This window comes from Actinomycetospora chlora (assembly GCF_039542135.1).
GTDB classification, from domain to species: domain Bacteria; phylum Actinomycetota; class Actinomycetes; order Mycobacteriales; family Pseudonocardiaceae; genus Actinomycetospora; species Actinomycetospora chlora.
In genome coordinates this window covers 19,943-29,405 of record NZ_BAABHO010000065.1, presented here as the reverse complement: position 1 = coordinate 29,405, position 9,463 = coordinate 19,943, and the positions used below count along the sequence as shown (strand labels likewise).

Sequence of the window (9,463 nt, the reverse complement as noted above, 5' to 3'; positions counted from 1 at the left end):
TCCGGCCGCGGCGCCGCCGGCGCCCGCGCGTCCGGGCTCGCGCCCGTCGCCGGGCCCGCGCCCGGCGCCCACTCCCCGTCCGGGGGCGACCCCGTTCCCCGCGCGTCCCGGCGAGCGTCCGGCCGCCGCGGAGCACGGCGGTCAGCAGCCGGGCCAGCCGGGACAGCAGGGCCAGCCGGGTCGTCCTGTCGAGGGTGGGCGGCCGTCGCCGTCGCCGCGTCCCGTCCCCGAGGCCCGTCCCGACGCCCGTCCGTCGCCCGCGCCGCGACCCGGTCCCCGGCCCGACGCGCGGCCCGAGCGGCCGACGGTGCTCCCCGGTGCGGCCGAGCTGGGCGCCGAGGAGGCACGGGCGGTGAGCCCGGTCTCGGGTTCGTCTAGCATCAGTAACGAAACGGCAAAGTCGCGCGACGGACGAGACGGTGGGACGCACGCGCCCGAACCTGTCTCGGTGAACGCACCGACCGTCGCGGTGCGCGTGGTGGCGCTGGCCGCGGTGGCCGGACCTGCCGGGCAGCACCCCCGCAACGGGGTGCCGCCGGAACCGGAAGGGCGTCGAACGGAGGCGAGTTGATCGAGCAGGGACTGACCAGGCGGGTCAAGCGGTTCCTGCTCCTCGTCATCGTCCCCGCGGTCATGCTCGGCGTGAACGTCCCGCCGGCGTGGTCCTGGATCTCCGAGCTCCGGCACCAGCGGCTGATCAACAGCCAGGAGTACAAGGAGCGCTTCGGCAAGTGGGACGTCGTGGAGCTCCCCGACGACCAGAAGGTCAACGCGATCCACGCCGCGGTGCTGCCGACCGGGCGCATCCTCCTCATCGCCGGCTCCGGCAACAAGGAGGACATGTTCAACGCGGGGACCTTCAAGAGCCTCGTGTACGACCCGGCCACCGGTCGCAGCCGCGTGATCCCCACCCCGGACGACATGTTCTGCGCCGGCCACGCGTTCCTCGGCAACGGCAACCTGCTCATCGCCGGCGGCACGCAGCGCTACGAGCGCCTCGACGGCGCCGTCACCCACGCCGCCGGCGGGCTCACGGTCAAGAACGAGGACCCGGACGCCGCGCCGCGCACCTTCCCGGCGGGCACGGAGTTCCGCTCGCCCGAGGGCCTCGTCTACCGCGCGACCCACCCGTTCACCGTGCAGCCCGCGGCGAAGCTCGCCACCCGGCGCGGTGCGACCGTGACGGCCAGCGAGACGCTGGTGTTCGCCGAGGCCGTCGACGTCGGGCCGCAGTACATCGCGGTCGGGCCGAAGCAGTACTCGATCAACGGCGTGGCGCCGGCGGAGGCGCGCAACCTCTACGCCCTGGGTCAGGCGATGACCCTCGAGAAGCAGGACTACCAGGGCATCGAGCAGAGCTACGAGTTCAACCCCTTCACCGAGGCCTACGAGCGCGTGGGCGACATGACCTTCAAGCGCTGGTACCCCACGCTGACGGGCCTCGCCGACGGCACGGTCATCTCGGTCTCCGGGCTCGACGGCACCGGGGAGATCCTCAACGGGCAGAACGAGGTCTACGACCCCGCGACGCGCCGCTGGACCGAGCGCAAGGACCTCACGCAGTACTTCCCGACCTACCCGGCGCTGTTCCAGACCGCCCGGGAGGACGTGCTCTTCTACTCGGGGGCGAACGCCGGCTACGGGCCGGCCGAGCAGGGTCGCGTGCCCGGGTTCTGGAACCTGCGCACCAACCTGCTGACCCCGGTGCCCGGCATCCGCGACCCCGACCTGCTCGAGACCGCGGGCTCGGCCTGGGTCGGACCGGTGCAGGACCAGCGGGTCGCCGTGGTCGGCGGCGGTGGCGTCGGCGAGAGCCCGCGCTCCACCGGACGGATCGATACCATCGACCTGGACTCACCGAACCCGACCTGGCAGCCGGGCCCGGCGCTGCCCGAGGGCACCCGGTACCCGAACCTGACGACGCTGCCCGACGACTCGCTGCTGATCAGCAACGGCTCGCGGGACTACCGCGGCAAGGGCGACAGCAACAACCACAACGCCCGCATCTACCGGCCGCAGACCAACACCCTGGACTACGCCGCCGACCCGCAGGTCGGGCGGAACTACCACTCGGCGGGCCTGCTGCTGCCCGACGGCCGCGTCATGACGGTGGGCTCGGACCCGCTGTTCAACGACGCCGCGGGCACGATCCCCGGCACGTTCGAGCAGCGGATCGAGATCTACACGCCGCCCTACCTGTTCCGGGGGCCGCAGCCCGCGGTCGCCGACGCGCCGCCGACGATGGCGCTCGGGCGCACCGTGGACGTCGCCACCCCCGACGCGGCGCGCATCACGAGCGCACGGCTGCTCGCCCCGATGGCGTCGACGCACGTCACCGACACCGGGCAGCGCTCGATCGCCCTCGACATCACGAAGCGGGACGGCGCGGTCTCGCTGACGATGCCGGAGGACCGCACGATCGCCCTGCCGGGGCGCTACATGCTCTTCCTCGTCGACGACCGCGGCGTCCCGTCGGTGGGGCGCTGGGTCGAGGTGCCGGACCCGGGTCCGGCCAGCGCGGCGTGACCCGCGTCGCACCCGGGGGCGTCGCCGGTCGGTCGGGAGTGACGCGGGGGACGAGTGTCCGCCGAACGGACGATCGCCGGCGACGGGCGGTTCCTCCCCCCACACCGCCGCCACGGGGCCGCCTGAGAGCCTGGGACCGCACGGACCACCGGCCCGGGGAGGGCACGCGAGATGGCCGCACGAGCGACCGCACGAGACAGCCGAGCAGGACGGGACCGATGACGCAGGACACCCACCGCGGGACCGGACGGCTGACGAGGACACGGCTCGTGGCGGGTGCCCTGGCCGCGATCGCCGCTCTCGGGCTCTCGGCGTGCTCGGGCGGCGGCTCCGAGGGCGGCCAGACCGGCGGCGGACCGGCGGTCGCCCCGGCGGCGTCGGAGTTCTGGGTCGACCCGTCGTCGTCGGCGGCGCGCCAGGTCGAGCAGTGGCGCTCCGAGGGCCGCGCCGACGACGCGAGCGCGCTGGAGAAGATCGCGCGCCAGCCGGTGGCGATCTGGCCGACCGGCGAGGTCGGCGGTGTCGAGGGCGAGGTCGCGGGCGTGGTGTCGCAGGCCCGCGCCGCCGGCCGCACTCCGGTGCTCACCGCCTACAACATCCCGAACCGCGACTGCGGCCAGTACTCCAGCGGCGGCGCGGAGAACGAGGACGCCTACCGCGAGTGGCTCGGCAACTTCGCCCGCGGCATGGGCGGGGCCCGCGCGGTCGTCGTGCTCGAGCCCGACGCGCTGCCCCAGACGCTGACCAACTGCGAGGGCGAGAGCCGCCAGGAGGGCCGCGAGGAGCTGCTCTCCGAGGCCGTGCGCACGCTGTCCGGCGCCGGCGGCGAGGTCTACATCGACGCCGGCAACCCCGGCTTCGTCACCAACGTCGGCCAGCTCGCCGACGGGCTGCGCAAGTCCGGCGTGGCGCAGGCGGCGGGCTTCGCGCTCAACGTCTCGAACTTCATGGACACCCGCGCCGTCGAGGCGTACGGCAACCAGGTGTCGAGCCAGCTGAACGGCGCCCGCTTCGTCATCGACACCAGCCGCAACGGCAACGGTAGCTACGACGGACCGGACCAGCCGACGTGGTGCAACCCGCCGGGCCGCGCCCTGGGCACCCCGCCCACCCGCGACACGGGCTCGCCGCGGGTCGCGGCGTTCCTGTGGGTCAAGGAGCCGGGCGACTCCGACGGCGACTGCCGCGGCGCCCCGGCGGCCGGCGACTTCTGGCCCCAGTACGCCCTGGAGCTGGCGAACAACACCCCCGGCGCCTAACCCATGTGAGCAGTTGCGGCCCCTATACGGGCCGCAACTGCTCACGAAGGGGTCAGTAGGCGTGGACCACCGCGGCCATGTCCTTCTCGCCGTGGCCGCCGTCGGAGGCGACGCCGAGGCGGTCGCGGACGGCCGTGGCCAGGGTGCCGTCGACCCCGGCCTCGCGCAGGGCCGCGTGGATCAGGTCGGTGTCCTTGATGACGCCGTCGAGCTCGAACGACGGCGTGTAGTCGCCGTCGATCATGGCCTTGCCCTTGAGCTGCACGTAGGGGGCGTTGACCGCGCCGCCGTCGACGGCGTCGAGGAACTGCTGCGGGTCGATCCCCAGCCCGCGCGCGAGCGCGACCGACTGCGCGATGCCGTTGACCATCACGCCGATCCAGGCGTTGACGGCGAGCTTGAGGCGGCTCCCGTCGCCGACGGTGTCGCTGACCCACTGGGTGCGGGTGCCGATCGCGTCGAACACCGGCTGCACCTTCTCGCGCAGCGACGACGGCCCGGACGCGAGGACGACGAGCTGGCCGTTCTCGGCCGGCGCCTTGGTGCCGAGCATCGGCGCGTCGAGGAAGTCGACGCCGGCGTCGCGGGCCATCGCGGCGAGGCGGTCGGTGCCCTCGATGCCGACGGTGCTGGCCTGCACCCACACGGCGCCGTCGCGGAACCGCGGGAGCACCGGCTCCATCGTCTGCGCCACCGCGTCGGCGTCGAACAGCATGGTGATGACGACGTCGGCGTCGGCGACGGCGTCGGCCGCCTCGTCGGCCACCCGCGCGCCGTCGTCGGCGAGGGGCTTCGCCTTCTCCGTGCTGCGGTTCCACACCGTCACCCGGTGACCCTCGCGGAGCAGGCTGCGGGCCATGCCCGCGCCCATGATCCCGGTGCCGAGGACTGCTACGGACGTCATGTCCGCGGCCTACCCCCGGGGCTGGCGACCCATGCCGAAGAACTCGGGGTTGGGCTTGAGCGCCGTGAGGTGGGCCAGGCGGTTGGACATGGCGAAGAGCGCGGTGATGGCCCCGATGTCCCAGATCTCCTCCTCGGACAGGCCGGCGTCGCGCGCGGCGTCGAGGTCGTCCTCGGAGAGGGAGGCGGAGTCGAGGGCCAGGGACAGCGCGAGGTCGACGATCGCGCGCCGGCGGGGGTCGAGCTCCGCGCCGTAGGGGTGGATGCCGACGTGGTCGGCCAGCTCGGGCTCCTTGCTGCGGATGCGCAGGATCGCGCCGTGGGCCACCACGCAGTAGGTGCAGTGGTTCGCCCCGGACGTCGCGACGATCACCAGCTCGCGCTCGGCCTTCGACAGCGGCGACTCCCGCTCCATCAGCGCGTCGTGGTAGTCGAGGAACGCCCGCAGCTCGGCCGGGCGGTGCCCGAGGGCCCGGAAGATGTTGGGGACGAAGCCGGAGCGCTCGGCGATGGCACCGACGCGCTCGCGGAGGTCGTCGGGCAGGTCGTCGAGCTCGACGACGGGGAAGCGGCTGATGCTCACCCGGGGGACGGTAATACTCAGCCGGGCGGGCGGAATGTGATGCCGCAGCGCTGCTGGGTGACCTCCTGGATGCGGGTTACCGCGGGCTGGGCCTCGCGCTGGAGGCGCTCGAGCTCGGCGCGGTCGATGCGCGAGGGGTCGCCGCCGGTGGCGGCGAGGGACGCGAGCGCCTGGTCGGTGAGCGTCTGCACCGTGCGCCACTCCCCGGCGATCTCGGGCGGCGCGGTGGCGACGAGGTCGGCCACCTGGCGGCGGGCGGCGTCCGACGACAGCGGAATACCGCCCTGGCCGGCGCCCGGCGCCGACTGCTCGCCCTGCACGCGGGTGACCGTGTCGCAGTAGCGCTGCACCGACGGGTCCGGGGCGGCGCTCGTCGCGGGCGCGCTCGACGCCGCCGGCACCGTCGCGGACCCGGGCCCGCCACCGCCGCAGGCGGCCACGCCCAGCGCGAGCCCGACGCCGGCGACCAGGCCGACCGCACCGCGGGCGATCCGGCCCGCCCCCGCTCCAGCGCCCACCCCTGCGGCCCCTCTCGTCGCCCGTCCTCGCCGCCGCATGCTGGCAGGCCGTCGCCGGTACCCCCGGACCGGGTGGTGCGGGGCACTCCCGACGGCGGGGCCGCGCGTGTCACAGTGAGTGCCGTGGAGGTCCCCGAGGAGCACCGCGCGATGGTGCGGCAGTGGTGCGCCCGCCGCGTCCCGGATGGGCAGCGCGACCAGGTCCGCATCTCCTACACCGAGCGCGCCGGGCGGATCACGCTCTCGGCGCGCCGCGCACCGGTGTTCCCCGAGCTCGGCACGGGGTGGACCACCGAGCCGATCGCGCAGCTGCGCCTGGTGCCCGACGAGGAGCGCTGGATCCTGCTGTGGCCGGACTCGAGCGGGCGGTGGCACCGCTACCCCGACGAGTCGAAGGCCAGCTCGCCGGCACCCCTGCTCGACATCGTCGACGCCGACCCGACCGGCATCTTCTGGGGATGACGGCGACCCACGAGGACATCGTCGCGCGGGTCACCGCCCACGACCGGGACGACCGTGTCGTCGCCGACCGCCCTGACCTCCGGGCGGCCGCCGTGGCCGTCGTCGTCCTCGACGACCCGCAGCGCGGCCCCGGGGTGCTGCTCACGCGCCGGACGTCGCGGCTGCGTGACCACCCCGGCCAGTTCGCGCTGCCCGGCGGGTCGGTCGACCCGGGCGAGGACGTCGTCACCGCCGCGCGCCGGGAGCTCGACGAGGAGCTGGGCCTGCGGCTGCCGCAGGCCGCGGTCCTCGGGCTGCTCGACGACTACCCGACCCGCTCCGGGTTCGTCATCACCCCGGTCGTCATGACCGCGGCCGGTGCCGTCGCGGACCTGACGCCGTCCCCGGACGAGGTCGCCCGGCTCTACCACGTCACCCTCGACGAGCTCGACGTCGAGCCGCGGTACCTGACGATCGAGGAGTCGCCGCGGCCGGTGGTGCAGCTGCCGCTGCTGGGTCACCGGATCCACGCGCCGACCGCCGCGGTGCTCCTGCAGTTCCGCGAGGTGGCGCTGCACGGCCGCAGCACGCGGGTCGACGGACTCGAACAGCCGGTGTTCGCCTGGCGCTGAGCACACACCGTCGCGGATCGGTCAAGCGCCGTGACGCAGGCGACGGTTTGGTGCGGCTGTGGGCGACGAGTGGTTGTCTGGACTGTGCTCTGCGGCTCAACGATGTGCGCCGCGGTCCGCTCGAGACAACTGAGGATGTGGACGCACCGTGTGCGGAATCGTCGCGGCGTACGGAGACATCGACCCCGAGAAGTGCGAGCGGATGCTCGCCCGCATCCACCACCGAGGCCCGGACGACACGGGGCGGGTGCACCTCGACCACGCGTGGCTCGGCCACCAGCGGCTCTCGATCATGGACGTGACCGGCGGCAAGCAGCCGATCGCGGACGACACCGACTCGGCCTACGTCGTGGGCAACGGCGAGATCTACAACCACGAGGACATCCGTGACGTCCTCTCCGAGGTCCGCTTCGCCACCGACTCGGACACCGAGTCGGCCTTCCGCCTCGTCCTGCGCGACGGGTCGGCCGCCCTGCACGACCTGCGCGGCATGTTCGCCCTCGCCATGGCGCACACCGACGGGCGCGGCGCGGTGGCCCGCGACCCGATCGGCATCAAGCCGCTCTACTGGGCCCGCCTCGAGGGCGTCGTGCTGTTCGCCAGCGAGCTGCGCGCGTTCGACCCCGAGGACCAGCCGCTGGTCGAGGCCTTCCCGCCCGGGCACGTCTGGACGCCGGGCATCGCCGGCGACGACACCGCCCAGGGCGCCGTGGTCCGCTTCGCCGACGCGGTGCCGGTGGAGGTGCGCCCGGCGCGCAATGCCCCCGACAAGCAGTGGACCGAGGAGGACCTCGGCCACATCCGCGACGTGCTCTCCGACTCCGTGCGCCGCCACATGATGAGCGACGTGCCCGTCGGCGTCTTCCTCTCCGGCGGGCTCGACTCCGCGATCGTCGCCGCCGTGGCCGCCAAGGTGGCCGAGGAGCGCGGCGAGCGCCTGCCGACCTTCGCCGTCGGCACCGAGGGCTCCGGGGACCTCCTGGCCGCCCGCGCCGTCGCCGAGTTCCTGGGCACCGACCACCACGAGATCGTGCCGACCCCCGACGACCTCGAGTCCGCGCTCGACGAGGCCGTCACCGTCATCGAGCACTTCGACCCGGCGCTGGTGCGCTCCGCGGTGCCGAACCTGCTGCTGGCCCGCGAGGCGGTCAAGCACGTGAAGGTGGTGCTCACCGGTGAGGGCGCCGACGAGCTGTTCGCCGGCTACGAGTACGTGCACGCCGAGGAGTTCTCGACCCCGGACGCCCTGCAGGCCGAGCTCGTCCGCTCGATCGAGATGCTGCACGAGCTGAACCTGCAGCGCTGCGACCGCACCACGATGAACTACGGCCTCGAGGCCCGGGTGCCGTTCCTCGACGCCACGGTGATGCGCGAGATGCTCGCGATCCCGGCGGAGTGGAAGCTGATGTCGGAGGAGCGCACCGAGAAGCAGCTCCTGCGCGAGGCGTTCGACGGGATGGTGCCGCACGACATCATCTGGCGCGGCAAGGAGCAGTTCGGCGACGGCTCCGGCGCCAAGGACGTGCTCTCGAAGCTCGTCGAGAAGGAGAAGGAGAAGGAGGGCGCGCAGGACGCCGAGCCCCCCACGGTCGAGCACGGGTGGGCGCTGCGCAGCGACGAGGAGGTCGCGTACTACCGCACGTGGCACCGCACGTTCTCCGGCGTCCGGCCCGACCGCACGCTGGGCGCCTTCGCGACGGCCTGACCGGTCACGTCACGGCGGGGCCCGGGTGGTTGAGGGACGGACCACCCGGGAATCCGCCGGGCATGAGTGACGTCCCCGGCATCGAGCTGAACAACGGCACCACGATCCCCCAGCTCGGCTTCGGCGTGTTCCAGATCGACCCGTCGGACACGGCGGAGTCGGTGTCGACGGCGTTCGAGATCGGCTACCGCCACATCGACACGGCGCAGATGTACGGCAACGAGGCCGAGGTCGGCGAGGCCATCAAGTCCTCGGGCATCGACCGCGACGAGCTGTGGATCACCACGAAGTGCAACAACTCGAACCACGGGCGGCTCGACTCGCAGAAGGCCCTCGACGAGAGCCTCTCGAAGCTCGGCCTGGACCACGTGGACCTCTACCTCATCCACTGGCCGCTGCCCGGCAAGGACCTCTACGTCGACACGTGGAAGGGCTTCGAGGAAGCGCTCGGCGACGGCAAGGTCCGCACCATCGGCGTCTCGAACTTCCAGCCGCACCACCTCGACCGTCTCCTGGAGGAGACCGAGACGGTGCCGGCCGTGAACCAGATCGAGCTGCACCCGCACATGCAGCAGGCCGGCCTACGGGCGTACCACGAGCGCCACGGCATCCGCACCGAGGCGTGGAGCCCCATCGGCCAGGGCCGCGGCCTGCTCGACGCGCCGGAGCTCGGTGAGATCGCGCAGGCGCACGGCAAGAGCGCCGCGCAGGTGGTGCTCCGCTGGCACATCCAGATCGGCAACATCATCTTCCCGAAGTCGGTCACGCCCGACCGCGTGCGCGAGAACTTCGAGATCTTCGACTTCGAGCTGACCGACGAGGACATGCAGAAGATCGAGGGCATGGAGAGGGCCGAGCGTCTGGGCCCCGACCCGGACCAGTTCGACCGGTAGGAC

9 protein-coding genes are annotated in these 9,463 nt (G+C 73.3%); 6 read left to right on the top strand and 3 right to left on the bottom strand.

Translation table 11 applies throughout. The features are described 5' to 3' along the window. Positions 1 to 567 precede the first annotated feature (567 nt). Both glxA and ABD994_RS27435 read left to right on the top strand, forming a co-directional pair. Entirely contained in the window at positions 568 to 2,526 is a 1,959-nt protein-coding gene (gene glxA / locus ABD994_RS27440; protein ID WP_345423416.1) for a radical copper oxidase GlxA, read from the top strand. Positions 2,527 to 2,744: 218 nt separating this feature from the next. After that, positions 2,745 to 3,785, top strand: coding sequence for a glycoside hydrolase family 6 protein (locus tag ABD994_RS27435; RefSeq protein ID WP_345423413.1), 1,041 nt, complete (start codon positions 2,745 to 2,747; stop codon positions 3,783 to 3,785). Positions 3,786 to 3,837: 52 nt separating this feature from the next. On the opposite strand, the gene ABD994_RS27430 is transcribed toward ABD994_RS27435, so the two are convergent. Genes ABD994_RS27430 through ABD994_RS27420 form a run of 3 tightly spaced genes read right to left on the bottom strand, consistent with a single transcriptional unit; the run spans position 3,838 to position 5,789 of the window. After that, on the bottom strand, positions 3,838 to 4,689 hold the full coding sequence (locus ABD994_RS27430) for an NAD(P)-dependent oxidoreductase (protein WP_345423410.1): 852 nt from the start codon (positions 4,687 to 4,689) through the stop codon (positions 3,838 to 3,840). A gap of 9 nt (positions 4,690 to 4,698) precedes the next feature. Next, a complete protein-coding gene (locus ABD994_RS27425) occupies positions 4,699 to 5,271 on the bottom strand; it encodes a peroxidase-related enzyme (protein WP_345423407.1) in 573 nt (190 codons plus the stop codon). Between the two features lie 17 nt (positions 5,272 to 5,288). Further along, positions 5,289 to 5,789 carry a hypothetical protein gene (locus ABD994_RS27420; RefSeq protein ID WP_345423405.1) on the bottom strand — a complete coding sequence of 167 codons (501 nt, stop codon included), beginning with the start codon at positions 5,787 to 5,789 and terminating at the stop codon, positions 5,289 to 5,291. Between the two features lie 123 nt (positions 5,790 to 5,912). On the opposite strand from ABD994_RS27420, the gene ABD994_RS27415 reads away from it, so the two are divergent. From ABD994_RS27415 to ABD994_RS27400, 4 genes are all read left to right on the top strand, one after another. Beyond that, on the top strand, positions 5,913 to 6,251 hold the full coding sequence (locus ABD994_RS27415; protein ID WP_345423402.1) for a DUF3024 domain-containing protein: 339 nt from the start codon (positions 5,913 to 5,915) through the stop codon (positions 6,249 to 6,251). Continuing rightward, positions 6,248 to 6,862 carry an NUDIX hydrolase gene (locus tag ABD994_RS27410; RefSeq protein ID WP_345423399.1) on the top strand — a complete coding sequence of 205 codons (615 nt, stop codon included), beginning with the start codon at positions 6,248 to 6,250 and terminating at the stop codon, positions 6,860 to 6,862. The genes ABD994_RS27415 and ABD994_RS27410 overlap by 4 nt, the downstream gene beginning before the upstream one ends. A gap of 148 nt (positions 6,863 to 7,010) precedes the next feature. Then, positions 7,011 to 8,567, top strand: a complete 1,557-nt coding sequence (gene asnB, locus ABD994_RS27405; protein WP_345423396.1) for an asparagine synthase (glutamine-hydrolyzing) — start codon at positions 7,011 to 7,013, stop codon at positions 8,565 to 8,567. Positions 8,568 to 8,629: 62 nt separating this feature from the next. Next, positions 8,630 to 9,460, top strand: a complete 831-nt coding sequence (locus ABD994_RS27400; protein WP_345423393.1) for an aldo/keto reductase — start codon at positions 8,630 to 8,632, stop codon at positions 9,458 to 9,460. Positions 9,461 to 9,463: the final 3 nt, after the last annotated feature.

Bases quoted from the DNA above. Each gene is read 5' to 3' on its own strand.
- ABD994_RS27435 (WP_345423413.1), top strand. From the start codon at position 2,745: ATGACGCAGGACACCCACCGCGGGACCGGACGGCTGACGAGGACACGG.
- ABD994_RS27430 (WP_345423410.1), bottom strand. From the start codon at position 4,689: ATGACGTCCGTAGCAGTCCTCGGCACCGGGATCATGGGCGCGGGCATG.
- ABD994_RS27410 (WP_345423399.1), top strand. From the start codon at position 6,248: ATGACGGCGACCCACGAGGACATCGTCGCGCGGGTCACCGCCCACGAC.
- ABD994_RS27400 (WP_345423393.1), top strand. From the start codon at position 8,630: ATGAGTGACGTCCCCGGCATCGAGCTGAACAACGGCACCACGATCCCC.